Annotated in this window: 21 protein-coding genes and 2 pseudogenes; 18 read left to right on the top strand and 5 right to left on the bottom strand. The window is 47.8% G+C overall.

Features of this window, described 5'->3' with window-relative positions; all coding sequences use genetic code 11:
• Positions 1 to 48: 48 nt before the first annotated feature.
• The 4 genes and pseudogenes from ACIDITHRIX25_RS90660 to ACIDITHRIX25_RS90645 all read left to right on the top strand — a co-directional run.
• Positions 49 to 309: a type II toxin-antitoxin system RelE family toxin gene (locus ACIDITHRIX25_RS90660; protein WP_201732627.1), complete on the top strand. Its 261-nt coding sequence runs from the start codon at positions 49 to 51 to the stop codon at positions 307 to 309.
• Positions 310 to 429: 120 nt separating this feature from the next.
• Positions 430 to 1,494, top strand: a complete 1,065-nt coding sequence (locus ACIDITHRIX25_RS90655; protein ID WP_201732626.1) for a helix-turn-helix domain-containing protein — start codon at positions 430 to 432, stop codon at positions 1,492 to 1,494.
• Between the two features lie 507 nt (positions 1,495 to 2,001).
• Positions 2,002 to 2,319, top strand: a complete 318-nt coding sequence (locus tag ACIDITHRIX25_RS90650) for a hypothetical protein (protein ID WP_201732625.1) — start codon at positions 2,002 to 2,004, stop codon at positions 2,317 to 2,319.
• 41 nt (positions 2,320 to 2,360) lie between these two features.
• Positions 2,361 to 2,960 (top strand): annotated as a pseudogene (locus ACIDITHRIX25_RS90645) (alkyl sulfatase dimerization domain-containing protein); the annotation flags it as partial.
• Between the two features lie 495 nt (positions 2,961 to 3,455).
• Here the strand turns inward: ACIDITHRIX25_RS90645 and ACIDITHRIX25_RS90640 are convergent.
• Both ACIDITHRIX25_RS90640 and ACIDITHRIX25_RS90635 read right to left on the bottom strand, forming a co-directional pair.
• Positions 3,456 to 3,809: a HepT-like ribonuclease domain-containing protein gene (locus tag ACIDITHRIX25_RS90640; RefSeq protein ID WP_052605454.1), complete on the bottom strand. Its 354-nt coding sequence runs from the start codon at positions 3,807 to 3,809 to the stop codon at positions 3,456 to 3,458.
• The gene (locus tag ACIDITHRIX25_RS90635) at positions 3,806 to 4,096 is read right to left on the bottom strand and encodes a nucleotidyltransferase family protein (protein WP_052605462.1); all 291 of its coding nucleotides are present in this window, start codon (positions 4,094 to 4,096) and stop codon (positions 3,806 to 3,808) included. Before ACIDITHRIX25_RS90635 ends, ACIDITHRIX25_RS90640 begins: the two co-directional genes overlap by 4 nt.
• 754 nt (positions 4,097 to 4,850) lie before the next feature.
• Between ACIDITHRIX25_RS90635 and ACIDITHRIX25_RS90630 the strand changes: the two genes are divergently transcribed.
• The 5 genes from ACIDITHRIX25_RS90630 to ACIDITHRIX25_RS90610 all read left to right on the top strand — a co-directional run bounded on the left by ACIDITHRIX25_RS90630 (position 4,851) and on the right by ACIDITHRIX25_RS90610 (position 9,307).
• Complete coding sequence (locus ACIDITHRIX25_RS90630; RefSeq protein ID WP_052605453.1) at positions 4,851 to 5,114, top strand: type II toxin-antitoxin system RelB/DinJ family antitoxin; 264 nt, start codon at positions 4,851 to 4,853, stop codon at positions 5,112 to 5,114.
• Entirely contained in the window at positions 5,101 to 5,382 is a 282-nt protein-coding gene (locus ACIDITHRIX25_RS90625; RefSeq protein ID WP_052605452.1) for a type II toxin-antitoxin system YafQ family toxin, read from the top strand. The genes ACIDITHRIX25_RS90630 and ACIDITHRIX25_RS90625 overlap by 14 nt, the downstream gene beginning before the upstream one ends.
• Positions 5,383 to 6,626: 1,244 nt before the next feature.
• Entirely contained in the window at positions 6,627 to 7,877 is a 1,251-nt protein-coding gene (locus ACIDITHRIX25_RS90620) for an ATP-binding protein (RefSeq protein WP_201732623.1), read from the top strand.
• Positions 7,878 to 8,035: 158 nt separating this feature from the next.
• The gene (locus ACIDITHRIX25_RS90615; RefSeq protein ID WP_213333406.1) at positions 8,036 to 8,296 is read left to right on the top strand and encodes a hypothetical protein; all 261 of its coding nucleotides are present in this window, start codon (positions 8,036 to 8,038) and stop codon (positions 8,294 to 8,296) included.
• A gap of 462 nt (positions 8,297 to 8,758) precedes the next feature.
• Complete coding sequence (locus ACIDITHRIX25_RS90610; protein WP_201732955.1) at positions 8,759 to 9,307, top strand: DDE-type integrase/transposase/recombinase; 549 nt, start codon at positions 8,759 to 8,761, stop codon at positions 9,305 to 9,307.
• Between the two features lie 891 nt (positions 9,308 to 10,198).
• Here ACIDITHRIX25_RS90610 and ACIDITHRIX25_RS90605 read toward each other — a convergent pair.
• Positions 10,199 to 10,537, bottom strand: coding sequence for a helix-turn-helix domain-containing protein (locus ACIDITHRIX25_RS90605; protein WP_052604390.1), 339 nt, complete (start codon positions 10,535 to 10,537; stop codon positions 10,199 to 10,201).
• 94 nt (positions 10,538 to 10,631) lie between these two features.
• Here ACIDITHRIX25_RS90605 and ACIDITHRIX25_RS90600 point away from each other — a divergent pair.
• Positions 10,632 to 12,871, top strand: a pseudogene (locus ACIDITHRIX25_RS90600) (vitamin B12-dependent ribonucleotide reductase); the annotation flags it as partial.
• A 512-nt stretch (positions 12,872 to 13,383) separates the two neighbouring features.
• A complete protein-coding gene (locus ACIDITHRIX25_RS90595; RefSeq protein WP_052604386.1) occupies positions 13,384 to 13,770 on the top strand; it encodes an RNA polymerase sigma factor sigma-70 region 4 domain-containing protein in 387 nt (128 codons plus the stop codon).
• 77 nt (positions 13,771 to 13,847) lie between these two features.
• Here the strand turns inward: ACIDITHRIX25_RS90595 and ACIDITHRIX25_RS90590 are convergent, their stop codons facing one another.
• Positions 13,848 to 14,534 carry a hypothetical protein gene (locus tag ACIDITHRIX25_RS90590; protein ID WP_201732621.1) on the bottom strand — a complete coding sequence of 229 codons (687 nt, stop codon included), beginning with the start codon at positions 14,532 to 14,534 and terminating at the stop codon, positions 13,848 to 13,850.
• A gap of 407 nt (positions 14,535 to 14,941) precedes the next feature.
• Here ACIDITHRIX25_RS90590 and ACIDITHRIX25_RS90585 point away from each other — a divergent pair, with 407 nt between their 5' ends.
• From ACIDITHRIX25_RS90585 to ACIDITHRIX25_RS90575, 3 genes are all read left to right on the top strand, one after another.
• Positions 14,942 to 15,274: a hypothetical protein gene (locus ACIDITHRIX25_RS90585; RefSeq protein ID WP_201732620.1), complete on the top strand. Its 333-nt coding sequence runs from the start codon at positions 14,942 to 14,944 to the stop codon at positions 15,272 to 15,274.
• Between the two features lie 334 nt (positions 15,275 to 15,608).
• Entirely contained in the window at positions 15,609 to 16,340 is a 732-nt protein-coding gene (locus ACIDITHRIX25_RS90580) for a hypothetical protein (protein ID WP_201732619.1), read from the top strand.
• Position 16,341: 1 nt separating this feature from the next.
• On the top strand, positions 16,342 to 17,511 hold the full coding sequence (locus ACIDITHRIX25_RS90575) for a hypothetical protein (RefSeq protein WP_201732618.1): 1,170 nt from the start codon (positions 16,342 to 16,344) through the stop codon (positions 17,509 to 17,511).
• A gap of 163 nt (positions 17,512 to 17,674) precedes the next feature.
• Here the strand turns inward: ACIDITHRIX25_RS90575 and ACIDITHRIX25_RS90570 are convergent, their stop codons facing one another.
• Positions 17,675 to 18,139, bottom strand: coding sequence for a transposase (locus ACIDITHRIX25_RS90570; protein ID WP_201732617.1), 465 nt, complete (start codon positions 18,137 to 18,139; stop codon positions 17,675 to 17,677).
• A gap of 164 nt (positions 18,140 to 18,303) precedes the next feature.
• Between ACIDITHRIX25_RS90570 and ACIDITHRIX25_RS90565 the strand changes: the two genes are divergently transcribed.
• The 4 genes from ACIDITHRIX25_RS90565 (at position 18,304) to ACIDITHRIX25_RS90550 (ending at position 20,950) form a co-directional block, all read left to right on the top strand.
• Positions 18,304 to 18,492, top strand: a complete 189-nt coding sequence (locus ACIDITHRIX25_RS90565; protein ID WP_201732616.1) for a ferredoxin reductase domain-containing protein — start codon at positions 18,304 to 18,306, stop codon at positions 18,490 to 18,492.
• A gap of 17 nt (positions 18,493 to 18,509) precedes the next feature.
• The gene (locus ACIDITHRIX25_RS90560; RefSeq protein WP_249685643.1) at positions 18,510 to 18,767 is read left to right on the top strand and encodes a ferredoxin reductase domain-containing protein; all 258 of its coding nucleotides are present in this window, start codon (positions 18,510 to 18,512) and stop codon (positions 18,765 to 18,767) included.
• 136 nt (positions 18,768 to 18,903) lie between these two features.
• Positions 18,904 to 19,128: a hypothetical protein gene (locus ACIDITHRIX25_RS90555; protein WP_201732615.1), complete on the top strand. Its 225-nt coding sequence runs from the start codon at positions 18,904 to 18,906 to the stop codon at positions 19,126 to 19,128.
• A gap of 622 nt (positions 19,129 to 19,750) precedes the next feature.
• Positions 19,751 to 20,950, top strand: a complete 1,200-nt coding sequence (locus ACIDITHRIX25_RS90550) for an MFS transporter (protein ID WP_201732614.1) — start codon at positions 19,751 to 19,753, stop codon at positions 20,948 to 20,950.
• Positions 20,951 to 21,182 lie beyond the last annotated feature (232 nt).

The raw sequence follows: 21,182 nt of genomic DNA, 5'->3' as shown, positions 1-21,182 counted from the left end.
TGATGATTAGGTCTGGGCGACGTGTCGTCGCGAGATGATCGTTAGAGTTTGCAGATTGCGCGTTCCGCGTCAGTCGCACTAGCTGAAACACTTCCGGAAAAGGTAGCTCTAGCAGCATACGAATTCATTACTGGAGCCTTACTAGATAATCCCTACCGAGTTGACAAGCCTTTGAAGGAGCCCCTTTTGCATATTTTTACGGCTCGTCGCAGTTCCTATCGGATACCATACCTAATTGATGAAGAGTCGCGCAATGTAACGGTAACGGCCGTAGTGCACGAGTGCGACGCATACAGGACGAGACACTAACCGTTCGGGCGTCGGTAGAACATCGTCTTTCTTTGTTCCGTGGATGGATTATCCTGGGTTCACCCCGATAGTTTACAAAAAACACGACGTTGTTTTAAAATGTAAACTATGCATGGTGAAATGAGTTCAATAGGCGATCGCATCAAACGCGCTCGGAAAGCCTCTGGTCTATCCCTACGGGAACTGGGAGAGCAAATCGGAATTTCGCATACAGCTGTGAGCAAATATGAAAACGGTTTAATAACGCCCTCATCAACCATGCTTATAAAACTCGCGCGTGCTTTGGGAGTTCGCGTCGAGTACTTTCTACGCCCTGCAGCTTATGAACTGTCGAATATTGAGTACCGCAAGATGCAGGGCCTTTCTAAATCAGAGCTTGGCGCGATTGAATTTGACGTTATGAAGCAAATAGAACGGTTATTTGAACTTGAGTCGCTCCTACCATCGCTTCAAAGCAAATTTCAAAAAATGAAATTGAATTCGTCCGTGAATGCCACGAGTTATGACGATATGGAAATGATCGCTGACGAAGTTCGTAGTGATTGGGGGCTAGGTTTAGGTTCGATTTCAAACTTGGTCGAGGTCATAATCGAACAGGGGATCCGAGTGATCTTCACGACTGTCCCGATTCCTGCAAGGTTCGATGGCTTATCAGCGATGGTTGGTGAGACACACCTAATAGTCGTCTCTAAAAACATTACTGGGGATAGGCATCGGTTCGCAATAGCCCATGAGCTCGGCCATATAGTACTTGCTGGTCAGAGTATATCGCCAGATTTGGATATGGAACGGGCTTGCAATCGCTTTGCCGGGGCTTTGCTTTTGCCTAAAGCGACTGTAGTTGAACGTCTTGGAGCGAGTCGCAGGAGTATAGATGTCAAGGAATTGTCTTTACTAAAGGCTGAATTTGGATTGAGTATGGCAGGCATTCTTTATCGAGCCCTTGATCTTGGAATATTAGGTCGAGACCGTTGCAAGGCGATGATGATAATGTTTCGGAAAAATGGTTGGAGTAAAGTTGAACCAGGAGAACAGTATCCGCCGGAAATCGATTACTCATTTCAGCAGCTCATCTTTCGTGCATTGAGTGAAGAATACATTGGGTCGAGTAAGGCTGCCGAGCTCTTAGGTATCTCAATCGATGAATTCAACAAGATACACGACTTTGCCTCGACATGCGACTAATAGTCTCGGACGCAAACGTGCTCATAGATCTGGTGGATGGTGGCATTGCTCCGGCTATTGAAAGGCTTCCCTAAAAGGTACTTGTACAAGAGATCCTCTTTGACCCTAGGTGTCAGGATGGTTGGCATCTCTTCAAATACAGTTTGGATGAACTGATAGTGCTAGAACGTCAACCCACGAAGAACCCAACATTGGGATGGTGATACGAATACCGAATCGGTTTCGCTAAGCGTGTTAGCAAGACAAAGCGAGGACAAAGGAGTTCCGAAGCGCTTGCTTTGGAATTAATGATATCCATCACTTGTGGTGTGGGATCAGAATTGGCTAGGCGAAAAGCTCATCCTTAGCGATTGAGGTACCTAATTCACATTCACCTGAATTTTCCACAATCTTTGGACCAGCCCGCCGAAATTTCCGGATCACCTAGAAATCGATCTGATTAGTGTCTCTTGACGTTTGAATTGAATCGCAAATATTGGAGAGGAAGTCTTAGATGAGTTTAAAGAAATGGGAGGTGGATACCAAATAACGGCATCTCGCCAAATTGGAAGGTGGCGGGGTGTGATTCTCCAAGCACACAAACCTGACGATGAGCGGATAGGAGCTATCTGCTATCCAACAAGTCCAGATCCAATGTCAAATGAAGAGGTGGTCCCCGATGGAGACGCAATTATCGCCGAACTGTCGAAATCCAATCTGTCACCGCAAAAGCTTCTATTCGATGAGTATTGCGAAAAATACCAGAAACGCCCATCTGGGTACCGACAGTTCTGTGAGTTCATTCCTCAAGTTCTCGCCCTATGGGGTTATACATACTTTACTTGAGCATAAGCCAACCATCCTGACAACTAGGGCTAAATCACAACTCGAAGGCGGTTTATCAGAAATATTTAGGATTTTTTGATGGCAATCCCTCCAATCTCAATCCTCTTCCGCCAAGCGAGGCCGGTGAGGCCTATGTTGAATATATGGGTGGAGCTGCGGCCATACTAGAACGAGCACAGCGCGACTATGGCCTTGGAAAATATAGGTGGGTCAGCCAAGTCTTTACTCATTTGGTCTTTAGCGAACCAGAGAATATCGCTGCCCGTCAACTTCTTGCTTCGACATATGAGCAGCTTGCTTATCAGGCTGAATCTGGCCCCTGGCGTAACTTCTACCTTTGTGGAGCGCTAGAGCTTCGCTCGGAGGTCTCATTTGTTCCCACGGCCCGACCTGGGGCAAATTTTGAAGTTCTCTCTTCGATGTCTATCGATATGATCTTTGATCTTTTTGGAGTCCGTCTCAATGGTCCAAATGCGCAGGGGCGCAATATGGCTATAAATTGGGACTTTCCTGATACCGGCGAGAAGTGGGTCCTGTGGTTAGAAAATAGTGCTCTAAGTTACCTAGGCCGCCATGATCTCGAGGCTACAGCTACCATTCGATTAGATCGCCATGTGCTGGATCTGGTCCTTGGCCAATAGCTTGCCATGATCGATGCTATAGGTTCAAAGCAGGTAACTATAGATGGCGATGTTGGCGCATTGATTGACTTTTTTAGCCGTTTGGACAACTTCGAAGTGGACTCTAATATCGCACTGTCTTAGTGGGGCTTGAGAGAGTCTCTTCGTGCCACTAGGGGCTGCCCATGTGCATGAACATCCTTTTGTTCATAGGTAGCACTTCCCAGATTTGTTAGGTTTATCAAGGATTTAGTCAGAAGAGAGCTCTTTGGCGCAGTCGCCACTTTTGACGAGCAGTTTATTGTCGCAGGTTTTTGTAAATTGAAAGTTGACGGGCTCTCCTAACCTTCATGTGGATCAACTCGCCCTCTCGAACGGAAGTCTGAGATCGATTGGTCCACAAGATAGCATCACCAACGATTGAGTTCCCTCAGCAGAATGAAGTCCGTAGCATCTGGCCATGATCGAGCAGAACTTGGTGTTCAAGCCTTCAACTCGACCATTTGATACGCCGAGCTAAGCGGCATCCCGTTGCAATAAAGGTAGCTGACTGAGTAGCGTTGGCAAATCTGACCTTACTGTCTCCCAGACTACTTCTAGGTTTAGGGCAAAATAGCCGTGAGCAATTTGGTTTCTCATACCCCGCATGTTTCGCCATGGTACTTCCGCATGATCCAGCGCAAATTTCGAGTAATGTCCCATGATAAGGGTTGCTGGTTCGCCAACTATAACGAGACTCATGATGACGGCCTGTTGTGTACGTTTGTCACCAAAAAAGTCTGCCTTGTCTAACCCCTCGACGAAGGCGCATGCGTCCGCCGCGGCTTGCTTCATGTGCTCAAGGTAATCCGGAAGGCGATTTTCGTTCATACAGCCTTGGCCTCTTCGAGTACCTTCGCTCGAATTTTTGAAGGCAAATCTCTTGGTGTCACAAGATCTACATGGATTCCAAGCAGCGATTCGAGATCATCGAGCAGGCCACCCAAATCCAGTAACGTCGCACCCGGTAAAACGTCGACCAGTATATCAAGATCGCTGCCCTCTTTATCGGTGCCATGCAGCACTGATCCGAAGACACGAGGATTCGAAGTGCGATAGCTGCTAACTAAGTCGCGCACTTGTCTTCGATTCATTTCGAGCACTTCAGACGGCCGCATCAAAAAACCACCTAGTAGAAGCAACCTGTTTAAAAGTTCTGCGGGGTTCAACTCTTCGAGTACTATCTTAGAATTGAATCGCCCCGATTGCGCTCGATGAGGCGCCATGCGGTAGCGCCGTATAGTTATTGACCGAATCTAATGTTACGCATCAGAGATCGATTGCAGCGGAAAGGCAAGGTTAAGTTGAAATGTGACCAGCGGCCTTGGCCGGCTCCGATTAGTGGGTCTTCGGATTTAAGGGTGGAAAGTAAGCATCTAAATCAGATAAAGCCTCTTGAAAGGCTCCCAATTTATCAATCCACCACTAATGTGAGTTTTGTGTCCATTATGTAAAGTGTGGAAAACGCTACGCGTTTACACCAACCGTTTGACCTTCGCCCACAGGCTCAACAACCAGCCGCTACTAATTAATCGAAAAAGCTCTATGGATTTGCCTTAAAGTCACTAATGTGTAAACACAACCCGATCCAAAGATCACATTCATTTTGGACCATTAAATGGGAACCCGCCACAGTCGCCAATATAGTCATGAACTGGGCTTTCATGGGGTGGTGCCCGAAAGTAGAATTAACATGGTATCCATGACTTACTGCTCCACGTCTTCGCCACAGGCGACTTACCCTCTTGAGTACCCCCGGGTGAAAATTATGCTTCTGGATCTAATTCATTAGCGCTCAGCACGAAATCTACCAATTTGCCCTGGTAATACACCAGCGGTGTATTACAATGTAATTCAGTAGAGGAGGCCATTATGCCTGCAAATGCGCTGGTTCAGGCTCGTATTGATAGTGCCATAAAGGAAGAAGCCGCTCTTGTCTTAAAAGCAATGGGGCTAACCGTATCTGACGCAGTGCGTCTACTCCTGACTAGAGTCGCTACTGAGCACGCTCTACCTTTTGATCCACTGCTTCCCAATGAAGAAACTATCGAGGCAATGAAAGAAGCACGACGGGGTAATCTGCCCTCCTTTGCAACGGTTGAGGAACTGATGGCAGATTTGAATGCGCCTGATTGAGACTACCAATGCTTTCAAACGCGATTACAAGCGAGAAGCAAAGGGGAAACATAGGCTCACCCTAGAAAGAGACTTTCACAGTATCGTGCAATCCTTAGCTAATGACGAGCCTTTGGAACAACGATATCAAGACCATCCGCTTGCGGGAGAATGGAGTGATCATCGCGACTGCCATATTAGACCCGATTTAGTGCTCATATATAGAAAATCAAATCCGGATCGCGTGCAACTAGTGAGGCTTGGTTCGCATTCCGAACTCGGACTGTAGGGTTCAGCTCAAGATCTCAAAGTGGTTGATTAGATTACAGATCCAACAATGGTGGAAACGCCACACCATTGTTAACCCGACCATAACGATCCGTTTTTACCAGTATATTGATGGCTTGGTACTACCTCAAATACGATGACATGTCAGATTTTCGGCTTCATGCAAAATCGGTTCAAAGATGCAGTTGGCCTTTACGAGAAAACAGTTTGGCTCCATCTCATGTATTGGCCTTAAAGGTACTCACCAGCGGGTTGTTGTAGGTGATGGAATACAAACTAACTCGCCGACAACTCCCGGCGCGCAGCAGCGGTGATAAGCCCGAGCCAATACGACGAAATGGTCGAGGCGCTCGAAGAGTCACGTGATGTAACCGCGTTTGATATCGCCCGTGACGAACCGAATATTAACATTCCCTGGGATCAAGTAAAGAGAGATCTCAGCTGGTCATGAGGCGGTATCAAATCGAACTTAGGCCTTGCGCAGTTCGTGAACTTCGAAAGATTGATCGTTCAATTCAACCCCGGATTCAGGGAGCGATTGAGCTTCTCGCTCGAGATTCACGTCCCCCTGCTTCTCGCCAGCTCAGGGGTCGCGATGGTTTTAGGCTAAAAAGTAGGTGACCTCCGGATCATTTACACAATCGATAATAGAGTCCTGCTAATTGTCGTTACACCGTTGGCCACCGCCGAGAGGTTTATCAGTAATCGAACAAGCTGATTCGACGCCAAGAGGATTTTCGATCTGGTGTAGGTCATTACCCTTCACGACAAATCCTCCCAATTATATTTTGGACAGTATTCTTACATTTAGGGTAGACCATCCAGGATCCACCGTGGCAGTTTGGCTTCCACAATTGCATCCAGCAGGTCTAACTGCACTTCAGTTGCAACATTAAGTACTGAGATAGGCTTACTTTTACCGGTTAAACTGAGCTAACAGTACTAGAGACCATGAGATCAACGTTTGCGAAAACCTTGGGTATAGTGTCACCTTTGAGTTTGTAACTCCAGAAGCCTCGACTACCCATAGAGTCCACCTTTCTCATTTTCTGGCCCAGGCATTTCCGTTCTCGCTTTAGTAGTGGCTCATTTGAAGTTAGATCGCTGAGATTGTGTGGGCTGAAGCCGATGGCGTTCACCGCCTCGAGCATCAATGTATTTCGGCCAAATCTATCAATGTATTTCGGCCAAATCTATCAATGTGTCGCTTATGCTCTATGTGTTACGTTTTATGGAAAGCTAAAAATGTTGTATAGGGACAGGATCGTCGATGTTGAACTGATTGAACGCTTGGCAGCGACCGGTGCGGTACTGATTGAGGGGCCCAAAGCGTGCGGGAAGACGGAAACTGCTCTTAGATTAGCCAAGAGTTCTGTGATGCTTGATGTTGATACTGAAGCAAAGCGGGCTCTTAGTGTTGATCCGTTGCTCGTGCTTGAAGGCGCTGTTCCGAGATTGATTGATGAGTGGCAGGAGTCGCCGAGTATCTGGAACGATGTGCGTAGGCTGGTTGACCAGCGCAGGACATTTGGTCAGTTCATACTTACCGGTTCGTCAGTTCCGAATGATGATACTAAGCGCCACAGTGGCGCAGGTCGATTTTCTATCTTGACTATGCGACCTATGACGTTGCTTGAGATGGGGTTTAGCACTGGTCAGGTTTCTCTTACGAACCTTATGGAAGGGGAGGCCCCGAAGTCGGGCGAAGTTGCGCTTTCGCTTCAGGACCTTACCGATCTGATAGTACGCGGTGGTTGGCCACGAAATCTTGAACTTTCTTCACGCGTCGCTGCTCGTTCGGTGCGTGATTATCTTGACAATATTTGTAATGTAGACGTTCAACGTTTGGCAGGGGCATATAGAGACCCACAACGACTTAAACGCTTCTTACGATCTTTTGCTCGCAATGTCGCTACCGAAGTGGCAATTGGAGTTTTGGGCTATGAGGCGGGAGGGGAGTCTGGACCATTGGCTCATAACACGGTCGTCTCTTACCTTGACGCTCTTGAACGCCTAATGGTGATAGAAAATCAGCCAGCATGGTCGCCACATCTTCGTTCGCGTACAATGCTTCGTAATTCGCCTAAGCGTCATTTCGTTGACCCATCGCTTGCGGTGGCTGCATTGGGAGCTACGTCCGAGAGATTAGTTCGGGATTTAGAGTTGCTCGAATTGTTGTTTGAGTCGCTAGTCGTCCGTGATTTGCGCGTGTTCTCGCAGCCCCTAGATGGTGAGGTTTTTCATTACCGGGACAAAGGGGGACAAGAAGTCGACGCAGTTGTGCAGTTGCGTGATGGGCGTTGGGCTGCATTCGAAGTAAAGCTTGGCGCTGGGCGCATCGATGAAGGTGCAGCTTCTCTATTGAGGTTTGTGGGAAAGATTGATAGAGATCGAACAGGTGAACCGAGCATGCTAGGCGTGATCACGCCCGGAGGCTACAGCTACATGAGGCCGGATGGGGTGGCAGTAATTGCTTTGGCTGCATTGGGCCCCTAGCTAGTCGTGCTATCGCAGTGGTCGCCGCAGGCAGTTTCGGAGTATTTGCAATTTAGATTGAAGCTTAATCACGATGTGCGGTACCCCTAGGTGTCAGGATGGTTGGCATCTGCTCAAGTAAAATATGTACAACCCCATAGGGCGAGAACTCGGATCGAATGATGATACTTTATCCAAAGGATCAAAAGGAAGCTGTTTTCAGAAAAATAAGGACGCTCCTTTCAGATCCAAATACACCAAGAGGTGCTTTTTCCCAACTTGCTAAAGAAAGCAAGATACCAAGTGCAACTATCTACCAATGGAAAAAAGAAGTAGAAGCTGATCTGATTAGCCAGGACCCAGTAAAGGGAACCCCGACACATACGTGGAGCTCAGAAGCTAAGTTCCAGGTGCGTACTTGCTACAGCAGCAATGAGTGAGTTGCAACTCGGGCAATATCTTCGAACCAATGGAATTTTGAAACAAGAGCTTGATAACTGGAGAATCACCTGTTCAAAGGCGAATGATAGAAGTGGTGAAACCACTTCTAAATACCGATCTGCGTTAATGGCCATTGAGAAGCTGCAAGTGAGAAGGCTAAGTCAAAGAAGCTTGAAGCTTAAATAATTGAAATAGAGCTAAATAGAAAAGAAAAGGCACAGCAAGAAACTTACACATTGCTGGTATAGCTAAGGAAAAGCCGAGGCTATTCTGGCGAGGGACAAAGGGGTTACAATGATCTCCTCCCTCAGATCGCCTACTCGCAGTAGAACTTATTGATGAAGCTCATAATGCTGGAGCTAGATTACGACTAGCGGTAAAGGAACTCGGTCTGTCACTACGCAGTTACCAGAGGTTCCAAGGCTGAAGGTGCGAATACCCATGACAAGCGTCCCTTTGTCATTAAGGCTAAACCAAGCTTTGCCCTTGATGAATCAGAACGTCAAGAGATATTAGATACGCTCCACAAAGAGGAGTACTCATCACTTCCACCAAGTCAAGTAGTTCCATCTTTAGCTGATAAGGGTATATATCTCGGATCAGAATCTACCTTTTATCGTATTCTTCGAGATAACAAGCAAAACAACCACAGGGGTAGAGCTAAAAAGCAAGTCAAGCGTGGTACACCTAGTCACCTAGCGACTTGTCCACTTGAAATTTGGGTCACGGACATCTCTTGGCTCCGTGGACCAGCTAGTGGTATCTACTACTACCTGTACTTCGTAATGGATCTATATTCAAGAAAGATAGTTGGTTACGAAGTGTATGGATGCGAATCGTCTCAGCAACTTAGCGACGTAGTAAGAAGAGCAACCCTCCTAGAAGGAGGAAGAGCTCCAAAGATATTACATAGTGACAACGGCTCACCGATGAAAGGATCATCTCTACTGGAGCTTTGTTACAAGATGGGAATCACCACCTCTAACTCACGACCTTTCAATATCAGATGACAACCCTCACATCGAGGCGCTCTTTCGTACAACCAAGTACTGGCCAGGTTATCCTTATTCAAGGATTTGAAAGCCTTGCAGATAGTCGGATCTGGGTGGAGAAGTTTGTCAGTTAGTACAACTACCACCACCGCCATAGTGCTCTAAAGTTCGTCACTCCACACGATGTCCACGAAGGTAACCATATGGAGGTACTCTCAAAGCGAGCCGAGCTCTACAAGAGAACAAAGGAACTCAATCCAAAGAGGTGGGTCAACTCCAAAGTGAGAGATTGGAGCCTCACCTGGCGAGAACATGGACCACACCACCGCGAGATAGATCGGTCGTTAGTCAAAGTTTGCCTGCTAGTTCTAAAGTATCTTCAATGACTATTTGACTTAGTTGGTAGTAGCAGCAGAAGAAAACTGTTGGTGAAAGCGGTCAAAGATTGTTGAATTGTGTTTAAACGCTCCGCGTTTATGCACATTTCAATAATCGCTTGCGAAGTGATCATCCACGATGAAATAATCGTTGCGAGAAACCGCGAAATCAGAGAGACTAAAACGGCTCAAAATGGCCAAATGGCCATTAATCTGAAAGCAGGCAAATGCGTCAACTATCCTGACATTCACCGGTACACGAGGTCCCTAATTCTTTGGGTGTGACGGGGGTTGCGATTTGAGCCCAAGTGAGTGTGAATTGTGCAGTTGAGACACCCCTTCGTAATGGTTTGAAACTCCCCAACGGGCCCATAGCGTCGAACAAATCGAGATACGTGCTAAGCGGTGCGACGCTGTAGGTGGGAGCAGCACAAATCTAAACCACGAAGGTGGATATCGGGTAGGTGCAGAGACTTTCGATTCAGTAGCAGAGGTACCAATTATTCCTACGAATAGTTCGGTTGGAAATGTATCAAAAGGGAGCCGAAAGGAGGTAGCTTAGATTGTGTGGAAGTGACAACTTCTTTGGCGGGCTCCGGATTCTTGGGGTTCCACTTCGTGGAGCATCAGATAGAACTGATACCCCAAAGAGAGAGAACCTCTTCCTCCACTTAGAGTCAGTAAAGCTTGAGACACCGGACAATTCAACGATCTCTTCGTGGCTAAGGCCATCAGCAGCTCCAAGAGCAATCTTGGCACGAGTTACGTGAGACTGTGGAGAGGTGGTCTTGCGGATTACACCCTCTAGGAACTTTCTATCGTTGTCTGAAAGAACAACCTTGTAAGCAGGTCGACCGATCTTCTTTTCCATTTTTCTACTAAGTGTAGTGAAATGTACCTCTGTATAGGTAAAACACTACAAATAGGGATTAATTCCTTAATTAAACGAATTTATGACTAGGGAAACTAGAAGAGCTGCGAAGATGGCCATTCTTGACGCTTCACATCCAGTAATTGAAGAATTTATCTGGTGCAAAGCAGTAGAAGAGCACAAAGCTAGGGCGCTCAGGGATGCTGGTTTCGATATGGGAGTTGATGGTAGGGACGGATTTTCAGTCCAGTACCAAGACGCTAACAACTCTGTTCGGGTAACTGATGAATTCATGGAAGCTGTGCTCGAGGACAAGAACTGGGAACTTAGAGCAGTAAAGACAGGTGGATTACTTCGCACCATGCGTGCTCGTGACCTGATGCGTCAGATTGCCCAAGCTGCGTGGGAGTGTGCCGATCCAGGACTTCAGTTCGATACCACAATCAATCACTGGCACACTACGCCAAAAGCTGGACGGATAAATGGTCGAACCCATGTTCAGAATATCTTTCACTTGATAATTCGTCATGCAACCTTGCATCTCTGAATCTGCTGTCTTTTTTGGGTGATGATGGTTCGTTTGATGTCGAGTCCTTCGTTCATGTAAGCCGGTTGGTATTTGCTGCCCAAGATATTCTCATCAATCACAGTGATTACCCAACCGAGGCTATAGCTGAGAACACTCGGTCTTATCGCCAGCTAGGACTGGGCTATGCAAACCTTGGAGCGCTTCTTATGACTTTAGGGTTGCCTTATGACTCAGACAGCGGAAGGGCGCTTGCAGCGACTGTTACGGCACTTATGACCGGAGTTGCTTTTATGACTTCGGCTGAACTTGCAGCACGCCTTGAGCCGTTAACTGGATACTCACGCGACGCCGAATCAGTTCTTCAAGTACTTTATATGCACCGAGAAGCAATGGGGAAGATCGACGAGAAGTTGGTTTCGCCGGAACTTTTCTCATCTGCTACACAAATCTGGGATGACACCCTAGAGATAGCTCGTACCTCTGGCGTTCGCAATGCTCAGGCTACGCTGCTTGCTCCAACTGGAACTATTTCGTTCCTGATGGACTGTGGTACCACTGGAGTCGAACCCGCTTTCTCGCTTGTTTCGTACAAGAAACTGGTTGGTGGTGGAAATATGATCCTCCCTGTACAGTGCGTCGAATCAGCACTTGTGCGCCTCGGCTACAGCGAGTCTGATCGGTAAGCTATTCTCGAGGCAATAGTAAACGGCAGCTCTCTAACGTCAGAGCCGCATCTTCGGCCTGAACATCGTTCGGTTTTCGCGACTGCCGTTGGGGAGAACTCTATTTCAGCGAGCGGCCATATCAAGATGATGAGTGCTGTTCAGCCATTTCTTTCTGGAGCGATTTCAAAGACGGCCAATCTTCCAGAGGAAACAATCGTCGAAGAAGTCGAGGAAACCTACATCGAAGCGTGGGAGCTTGGACTTATGGCCGTAGTTCTTTACCGTGATAACTGCAAGGTTAGCCAACCGCTCTCGAGCACTAAAGATTTAGCAACTCAAGATACGACATCAGAAACAGAAACGTGGGAAGCTCTTGCAGCGGAGGCAGAGGCAGAGTGCTCAACTTTGCGCCACCGTGTAGCTGGGCTGGAAGAAGAACTTTCAAAGCCTAAAGTAATCTCTCCAGTTCGCAGTCGCCTTCCTCGTCACCGCAGAAGCCGCACGTATGCTTTCCGTGTTGGTGAAGCAGAAGGATACGTGACAGTAGGGGAGTATGACGACGGACGGCCTGGTGAGTTGTTTGCTAAGGTTTCCAAGCAGGGTTCCACATCGGCCGGAGTCATGGACGCTTTCTCGATAGCCATAAGTCTTGGCCTACAGCATGGTGTACCGCTTGAAACTTATGTTCGCAAGTTCACTAACATGCGCTTTGAGCCAGCAGGGATGACTGACGATCCCGATCTTCGGATTGCCTCGTCTTTGGTTGACTGCATCTTCAGGCGTGTGGCTATTGATTAGCTTGACTCTGGCACTCGCTCAGAGCTTGGGATTCATAGCTCAGAGGAACGTCAAACCATGGTTGAGCCTCCATATACATCTATGAACGGCGACTCAGTAGGTAGTTCATTCCCCGAGCTTGACGGCAATCCCACGGAAGTTGAACTTAGAATGCGACTTGGACACTATTCCGCCGATGCTAAAGCTTTGGGGTCGCCTCTAAAGGAACAGGTTTCCATAGATGAGCATCCTTATAGTAGGATCGTTGATGCGCCACTGTGTTATGAATGTGGAACATCAATGATGAAAACGGGATCTTGCTGGTGTTGTCCTGGGTGCAGCAGCTCAGGGGGGTGTTCCTAAAACCCCTGGTAGACTGCACTATTATAGGATTAGGTGCAACATTTCAAGGGTGTTCGGCGCAAGCTGGGCACCCTTGTTGTATTCGGTTGTGATGCCACGCCTACTTGACATATCAACTTCACAACTTCACAACATAAAAACACTTACTTACTTTAACGCTCTCGGTATATGCTTGGCAGCCTCACAGCGGATGAATCAGAGGGCTTACATGCCTATTTCGGAATGTAAAGTCGGTAAACATTCATGTCTAGCCTGATTGACTTTACGTGTATTGTTGGCTAGACTAACCATATGGTTGCAGAAGAATCCTCTCGCAAAATGGTTAAAGAGTTCAAAGCAGCCAAATGGACAGCATTGTGGACCGACGGTAGTCACACGATGTATGGATGCTCCAGTGGCCAGCATCATTTCACACTCCCGGACGGTCACAAAACGATCTCCCCTGGTGTCGTTCACAATGCGCGTAAGGCAATCGCGGGTTGTACCTGCCATACAGATAGATAGGACAACAAATGACCAAACACACCTACAAAGCAACAGTTGCCAGAGAGGGCCGTTGGTGGATGGTCAGCATCCCCGAGATCGGCGGGTTGACACAAGCACGACGTCTCAGCGAAGCCGGAACAATGGCGAGCTCACTGATCGCGATCACTCTAGACGTTCCATCCGATAGTTTCAATGTTGACATAGAAATAGGGAAGGTTGGGACGGTGGAGGTAGCTGAACGAACTGCCCGACTGCGGTCTACCCGAGAGACTGCAATACGACTCGAACGTGAAGTGCAGACCGATGCCGAAAGTCTCGCTCACGACCTGGCCAATGAGGGCCTTTCTCTACGGGATATTGGCGATATTCTCGGCATCTCGTATCAGAGAGTTCACCAACTGATAGCTCGCTAGGTGTCGCGATACACGTCCACGAGGAAAATTGCGGTATTGATGGTAGATATGTCGTCTAACACTTTAATTTTGATAGCTCACCCAAATGGACTTCCAATGAATTGAACTGTCTGTGAATCTATCTGTCCACCGACACTAGGGGCTGAAGGCATTTGCAAGACATTTATTGCAGAGCGGAAAGATGGTGCCGTCCCAGCGACCACTAACGCAATCTTGTTTGTGGTTGGATCGAGCATTACCCCATAGCTGTTGTTATTGATCTGCAACCTGGTGGTCTGTTTGTGGGTCTTCGGATTGGTTGTGGTCACATAACTACCAAACAGAATGATGTCACCAGCGAGAGGCTTTGAGGTGGATATCAGGTCTTGTTTCATCTGCGACGGGGCGGAGGGGATTACGATTCCGTCATAGTTGCCCATAATTGTTGGAAGCGCATCGAAACACGACGTGTGTAGCGCCGACTGACAACTATTCCCAGAGAGTAACGCCATCCAGAGCGCACTACGTTGACGTAACTGATTCACGCTCCCGCTCGCCCCTGGCGCTAGTCCTGTAACTGACATGCTGGACGAGCCAGATATAGTTCCACTGCTGTATCTAGCAGCATTTGAAAGTACATCTAAGACGTACCGAGCTGGATTATCAGAAGAATGGGCAAATATGGAGTCGTTGTAGACCACCGTCGGTTTCCCATTTACATTTTTGTAGCTAACGCCATTCCATCCAGCGTTGTATGTCCATAAAGCTAATTTTGGGTTGGTCAATATACCACTAGTGCATAACGGCGAATGTCAGGATAGTTGACGCATTTGCCTTCTTTCAGATTGATGGTTAATTGGCCATTTTGAGCCGTTTTTGACTCTCTGATTTCGCGGTTTCTCGCAACGGTTATTTCATCGTGGACGATCGGTTCGCAAGCGATTATTGAAATGTGCATAAACGCGGAGCGTTTAAACACAATCGATTGATCTCCGCCCACAGCCTCAACAGCTAGCTACTACTGAATGGTAAAAAGCTCTAGGGATCTCTCCTGGAATAGCTATTATGTAGAACAACCCGATCCAAAACTCACATCAATTTTGGACCAACAAATGGGGACCCGTCAGGTGCAATTAGTCGAGATCGCCATAATCGAGGACTAAGTGCTGCCAGAGATGCACTTGCTAATAAAATGGGAACTGTAACCCAAGAGGAGTTACAGCAGACAGCCCAGACGCTAATTAAGGTACGGGCTACTCTAGCCAAGTTACACGCACAAAAAGACAACAAGAGAGTAGATCCACAACGCGACGCCGAACAACGAGCAGCAGTGAATGAGTGGCGGGTCAAGTTCGATGGATGGCATGACAACTTGAGCGAGGTTGACAAGGAGCGCTTTGTAGCGTGCGTCAGAACAGAACAGCACAAAGCGGCAAGAGTAGCAGCAAGACAGCAGGCACTTCTGCAAGATCAATTAGACGTAGGCATTGTGGTAAACAATGATGGTCACGACTTGTCTATCTAGCTGGATTGGGAGAGGTGGCTGGGAGAGACGCCAAGGTACCCGATCCGGACGCATGACTGGTTACTTCTGAAAGTTATTCTCCAGAGTAAATAAAGCCCAAAAGTCCCCAAAAATCATCTTTTAAGCAGATGCGACGCGCAAAATAAATAGTTAGCGTTACTACCAGTGTTCTATGACTACGGAGGTTGGCTTCGAATGTGGTGGTGGCCATGGGGATGCTTTATAGCAGAATCAATAAATCAAGGTCTTATCCACGATAGGCGAACTCGTTTTATGAGCCATATTGACGAATGCTATTAGATAGATAAATGGTAACAAAGAGGGGATGTTCGCAATGGGAATTAAAAGAATAGCTGGAAGGATCGGAGTTGGTTTGGGGGCATTGGCTGTTGCCGTTAGTGCAACCGCTGCTTCTGCGCAGGGAGCAAGAAATACAAGTTACACCATTCCAGCGACGGCCACGAGTACCTCCCCTGGCAGGCAAATAGGGGATCAATTGCCAACTGCGCTAGTAGCTCTCACAGCTCCGTACGTGACTGCTAAGGCAGTCGAAGTTCGAGTTCCGCTTAGGTCAATCCCGGTTGTTTCTAGAGTGGATTTTGCATCTGGCCTAAGCCGGTTGGTCTTGGCAGACGGTACCTCGCTTACGGTTCCATCATCTATGGCTTCTCGGCTCCCGGTTGTTAATCGTAATAGTGGCGTTTCGCCGCTCAACACGGTGTATGGAAATTGCGGATATTCATATATTTACATTGAGAAGGATTCTAACAATTCCGGTGTATATGGTTGGACCGGATGGAACGTCAATGCGTCGGTAAATGGGCAGTCATACTATTACGGATGGGGAGCCGAAGTTGTTAACACAACCTACGGTCGGCCCATATTGTTTCAATGGGAGGATCCAATCTCTGAAAATAGTTGGATAACAAGCTTTTATGATATCGACGGCACAGGAAGCTATAGCGCAAACGTAGTTGGAATCTATCCTTCATTATACGGTTACGTTTTGGGGGCGAATGGAATTTGCACCTCCGCGGGTGCAAGGTCGTATACGGTGGTATCCTAAGGTGCATAGTGAAGATTACGCAGCGCCCCCTTGGCGCCTAGCTGCTGATAGGCCTTGGTATCCGCACTTGGCACTTTTCGTTCGAGATGCGTGCCGACTTGAGATACCAAGGTGGGAACTATATCCCCCCAATCTTGAGGGCGATCTCCCAGATCTCAGGGGCCTCCTTGATGAATCGATGCGTTCCATTGCAAATCGACAGTGGGTTTCCTGGTGGGGAAAGATCATTGACTCTTCGGTCCGAGATGTCCTAGTCCTTCAACCTCAAGGGAGTGCGGCGATCCTTCGGGCCATGACTCAGGCATCGGACCAGTTCTTAGCTCGTGTGACATCAAGTGCAACGGACGTATCAAGCGAGGCCGCGGAACGCATGCGTCTCATCATCGTGGAAGCGCAGCGATGGTTCTACCATAGAAATGGTGCTGTGCCAGATCGTCCAGAAGGACCCATGATCGTGGACTGGAACCTCGTTTCGTCAGTTGCTTCTGACGTGCTTCAAGGATTAGGTGTACAGTCTAAAACCGTAACAGTAGGAGTCATTCAACTTGACGTATTGGGCTCATGGTCTGAGGTTCACGATACGGGTGTGCTACTCGGTTCAAAGGGTTTCTTTCGAAACGAAGACAGATTGCGACCGATGCTTACCGAGGCCTTTCATTACGCTACAACTGCCCCGAGTTCTCCCGTTCCTTTGCTCTTCGAGATTCCAGATGAGGCTGCGGTAAGGCCTAAGTCGCAACTTGGTTCGCCGATTGTGATCGCCTCCGTCGATAAAGCGACTCTCATCTTGGAGGAAATTTTAAGGTACGACGACGGATTCGAAATTCACCTTCAAATAGGAGGTGATGCGCTGCCGCGGGGAATGAGCGAAATACTCGACGATATTAGATCTAAGCTCGCACCCAATCAAGCAGGGCGGATCGACATCTTTGATGGCCTCCAGCTAGAAGTGCTGTTCCTTGACGGACGTGCCACGGGTACTATCGAAGTCCCCAGGTTCAATGATGGACGGGGAGATGTTATCTCAAACCGCTTCTTTAGACCACCGAATGACCCCCGAAATTTATGGATCTGGATCTCTCCACTGCCTCCGCTAGGGCAGGTACAGCTAAATGCGCTATGGCCGAGATATGGGATCATCAACACATCAGTCAGCTTCAACGTTTTGTAAAAGTGAGGGAGTAGTTTGAGGTGCGCCAGTTCGTCCTACTCCTGGATGAAGAGGGGAAACGAGTAGAAGTCATCCTGAGTATTCCAAAACTCTTTACCAGTCCTATTAGTCACCATAGGGGCCATTGCGAAATGACCGTTTGGCGTATTCGACAGCAACGCATTTACTCAAAATGGGCGAGTTGCCGTTCTAGCGCAGCAAAGGCGACGATGATTTCAGGTGTCTCGATGGCCCGATTTCGACGACCAACGGAGACCTGCTTGAGAATGCCAGTCTCGACAAGTCGAGTGACCGCTTCATTGGGGTGAACGAAGCTCCGCCCTATGAGGCTTGCGGCGCTGTTGACGGTCACAACGGGTGCGCCGACAAGGAGTCGCAACAGCAGGTCAGTAGCAGAACGTGCACGAACCTTTATGAGTTCTCTTCTTTCATCAGCACTTAGTGGTCCTTCATTGACACTAGATGCTGCCTCTAGACGTATTCGTTCATCTTTTACCCATCGGTACAGCGCCTCTTGAGAAATAGATAGCTCACTCGCAACTTCTGGAATGAACGTGGCGGAATCTATAACTCGATGAGGAGCTTCAGTCTTGAATTCAAGGGTGAATTTACGCCTTATTGCTCCCATGATGACATCCTTTCTACCAACAATCTATGTTGGCTTAACAGGTGTCCACTAAATCTGGGGAACCTCAGTCTAGCTTTAAATGTAGCAGGAGAATTCTCAACCAATCGTTGCGTTCACCTCTTGAACCCAAGCTAGTCTCACCGCGACTAACTAGGCAACTCCAAGTGGGTGACGTCATAGACGTAAGAGGGCCCCATGGCAATTTCACCTGGAACGAGCCCGATGATGGACCAGTTCTTTTAGTTGCGGCTGGCAGTGGTGTGGTTCCTTTTATGGCCATGATTAGATACGCCTCTATCAAAGGGCTTAGCGTTCCAATGCTTCTGCTTTTTCATCAAAGACTGAAGAACTAGTTATATACGCCGATGAATTGGCTGCTCTTCAAGAGCAACACAGCTGGCTAGAGGTAGTGCACACCTTTACCCGTTCTCCCCAGCACCCAGGATCTCGCTATCATCGTCGCATTGACGCTGAGATAGTCCAAGAGTGTTTAAGGGAGCTTCCCAGAAAACCAACAGAGGCAATTGGCTACGTTTGTGGTTCGCCAGATCTAATCGATATGACAAAGGCAACCCTTTTGGCCGCTGGGCTAAGAGAGGATCGAGTAAAGGCGGAAAAGTACGACTGAGGGTTGCGGTGGATCAAGTCGCGAATCAACATTGTAGCTCTATAACGCTAGGTTTTCGATCTGGATCTAGCGAATACAAAGTAGTCCTTGAATTGGAATAGTCCTACGATCTATGACTATGGCCAGGGAAATGACCATGGCCATAACAGCGACTGCGACCATAGAGCTGGAGCTGGAGCTGGAGCTGGAAATACGGTTGGGTGTTGGCATTCTAGGTGCGCCTAGAATCACGATAAATTACAATATGGGGCCTTCGAAATCTCATTTCGAAGGCCCCATATTTGTCTTTGGCGAACCTAAAGACACCACTAACGAACACATCGCAAGTGCGCCTTGCATGGGCGAATCTGTACCCCTATAAGACTGGGCATGTCACCATGAAAGTGCGAATTTAAGTATCGAAGACCGCTGAGGCATGTGAAGCGCTAATGAGACAACTTCCCGTTAGAGGGGCTACCAAGGAGATGGCGACTGCGTCTTTTTATGGTTGACTTGTTTGTTCTGCGCGGTTGACCAAGCTTGACTAACGTTGGCGGGCGTAGGGTCGCGGTTTGCAACTATGCGGGATCCAATCTTGCTCGCCAAATGTTGCGGGCCATTGCTTGAAAAAGCATGGATTGAGACAGACTCTTTATCTTTGGGTTCAATCCATTGGAAGCTTTCCACTTGGATCAAAGGATCCTTCAACTCCTTACTCTGAATAATGAAAAAAAATCTATATGACAGTCTCTCGGGATCTCTATCTATCGAGCCATCATTCGCTCGATAGCCCGATTTAAGTTCCGCCTATAAATGGGGGCCCACCAGCCCATTTTGAAACCTATGGGGAAATCTTTTGACATCTGGAGGGGTTCGAGTAGTGCCACTGGTTAGCCGGCTCGAGCGCTAGCGTACACTAACTCCCGCTTTTTCACTTAGTTTTCGGGTATAACACGCTGTCTGGTTGAAACCATCTTTAATCTTCAGCCATTATCGTGAATACAATGGAGATTCCAACTCGAATGAGAATGGCACGTCTCTCGACACTTACCTATTTTTACATAAATGGTTTTATCCTTGGTGTCTGGGTGATTCAAATTCCAACGGTTGCCATTCGAAGCAAGGTGAACCCTGCGACTCTTGGGTGGTTACTTTTGTGCCTTGGGGTAGGTGCGCTTGTGAGCATGGCTGTGGTTGGCAAGTTTGCAGATAGATTAAGCGCCCGGCTGATTGTGCCAACGAGTGCGTTTGGCTGTGCGATGGCGCTATTTTTTCCACTGCGCGCATCCAACTGGTGGGAGCTAGCCATAGTTCTATTTAGTCTTGGAATTAGCGTTGGCGCTTTGGATATCTCTATGAATACCCATGCCATTGAGGTGGAAAGAAGCTATCGTCGCCCCATCATGTCTTCCTTTCACGCCACCTTTTCGATAGGGGGATTTTCCTCGTCAATCTACTCATCTCAGCTAGCAACATACAATGTCTCTCCTGATGTTATCGTAGATATCGCTGTGGTTTTGAGTGCATTGGCCAGCGTTATCGGGGTCTTAGGCCTTTTGAAAAAAGATGCAGTTTCCAAGGAAGCTAGATCCAAAGTGATCCGTAGTACCTGGAAGAACGTGCCTCGCGAGATTCGAATCTTTGCGGTCGTTGCATTGGCAGTAATGGTAAGCGAGGGGATTGCCAATGACTGGAGTTCGCTTTATATGCAAAGCATTCGCCACGCTCCAGCTAATCAAATACCCTATGCCTACGGAGCATTTGCTGCAACGATGACTATTGGTCGGGCAATCTCTGATCGCTTGGCTAAGTCCTATTCTTCGCTGTTTGTCCTGCGATATGGCGCGACACTCGCTTTAGTTGGAATAACCGTTGTAATCTTTGCCCCATCTACCATAATTGCAATCTCTGGGTGGGCAATCTTTGGCCTTGGTCTATCAGGCTGTGTCCCACAGATATATTCAGCGGCAGGGCATTTTGACGCCAACAACGCTGGGGCTAATGTCTCGAAGGTTGCTAGTGTTGGCTACTTTGGAATGTTAGCTGGTCCTTTGGTGATCGGACAGTTGACCAAGGTTGTCTCCTTGCAGTACACCTTTTTTGTTCCGGCAATCTTATGCATAGTGGCAATCGTTTTCTCTGGAGTAATCAGAAGCCATGATCACAAGCGACTTGGTGCAAATGTTGCAACGGATACCCCATAGTTCTTTTGCCATGTGCCTAGCGTTTTATACTACCTGTCGCAATAAATCAGTCCGTGTGACAGTCTTAGCTGGGATGTCTCTTTAAAAGTCCGGGTTGAGCTTGAATTCTATGCGAAATGACATCTGACGGCTTGCTTTTTCACTTTCTACGATTCTGATAACGAGCTGTTGTGTGGGAATTTCTAAAATCTCACCCGTCTTTTCCGTGAAACTGAATTGTCTTTGAACATTC

Source organism: Acidithrix sp. C25 (assembly GCF_904848545.2).
The sequence above is the reverse complement of the archived record's forward strand: the minus strand, read 5'-3'. Positions and strand labels throughout refer to the sequence as shown.